The organism is Actinomycetota bacterium, assembly GCA_030650795.1.
GTDB lineage: Bacteria > Actinomycetota > Actinomycetes > S36-B12 > S36-B12 > UBA11398.
The window spans coordinates 1-1095 of the sequence record JAUSDJ010000027.1; the positions used below are offsets into that span (position 1 = coordinate 1).

Below are 1095 nucleotides of genomic sequence, written 5' to 3' on the forward strand. Positions count from 1 at the left end.
CTAGTATATTGACATGCAAATAACGAAACATGATTACACTTCAACTATCGCCATCCGGCATACAGGGGAGTGGTCATGCGTCAGACAGAACTGAAGTTGAGCGAGAAGGATCGCTCGGTCATCGAAGGAATTCGCAGCAAGGGATTGCACCAAGCGCGAGAGGTCAATCGTGCACATGTACTGTCTTGCCTGGACCGGGACATTCCCGAAGCCCAGATCATGGCGGTGTTGGGAATTGGTCGTACAGCCGTATGGCGCGCCCGTGCGGCATATTTGCAAGGCGGTGTGGAGTTGGCGGTATTCGATGTAGAGCGTTCAGGACGCCCGCGCCAGTACGACACCAACGCCGAGGCGCGCGTGATCGCATTGGCCTGCTCAACCCCACCCAAGGGACACCAGCGATGGACCATGGTCGAACTCGAACGAGCTGCTCGCCAAGAGCCGGGCATGCAATCCGTGAGTCGGGAAACGGTGCGGCGCATGCTCAAAAAAACGATCTCAAGCCTTGGCGCAGAGTGATGTGGTGCATCGGGGAGCTGACCGAAGAATACCGTGCTCGCATGTACGCCCTGCTCGAACTGTACGCGCGACCCATATCCAAGGCAGAACCGGTCATTTGCATTGACGAGAAGAGCCTGCAGCTTATTGGCCACAGCCGCGAGCCGCTGCCCATGACACAGCACAACCCAAGCAAGCAGGACTACGAGTACGTGCGCAACGGCACCACCAATCTGTTCGTTGCCGTCGAGCCCAAAGCGGGGCAACGAATTGTCTCGGTCACTGAGCGTCGCGCAAAGATTGACTTCGTCGCCTTCATCGATGAGTTGCTCACTGGGGCATACGCCAAGGCACGACGAATTCACTTGGTGCTCGATAACCTGAACACGCACTTCAGAAAGTGCTTCGATGATGTGCTTGGCAACCGCGCGGCCGCGAAGCTTTTGCGTCGCGTGCAATTTCACTACACCCCGAAGCACGCGAGCTGGCTGAACATGGCTGAGATCGAGATCGGAATTCTCAGTCGTCAATGCCTGGATCGGCGCATTGCCAGTCGAGAACTTTTGCAATCTGAAGTCGATGCCTGGCAGCAAGCCC

At 56.7% G+C, this 1095-nt stretch carries 2 protein-coding genes; both read left to right on the plus strand.

Annotated elements, in window-relative coordinates; genetic code table 11:
• Window positions 1-75: 75 nt before the first annotated feature.
• Window positions 76-519, plus strand: a complete 444-nt coding sequence (locus tag Q7L55_09005) for a helix-turn-helix domain-containing protein (protein ID MDO8732690.1) — start codon at window positions 76-78, stop codon at window positions 517-519.
• Window positions 519-1095 (plus strand): IS630 family transposase (locus Q7L55_09010; protein MDO8732691.1); only part of this gene is annotated, 577 nt, incomplete at its 3' end. The genes Q7L55_09005 and Q7L55_09010, both read left to right, overlap by 1 nt.

Coding starts and splice junctions, on each gene's coding strand:
- Q7L55_09005 (MDO8732690.1), top strand. CDS start 76: ATGCGTCAGACAGAACTGAAGTTGAGCGAGAAGGATCGCTCGGTCATC.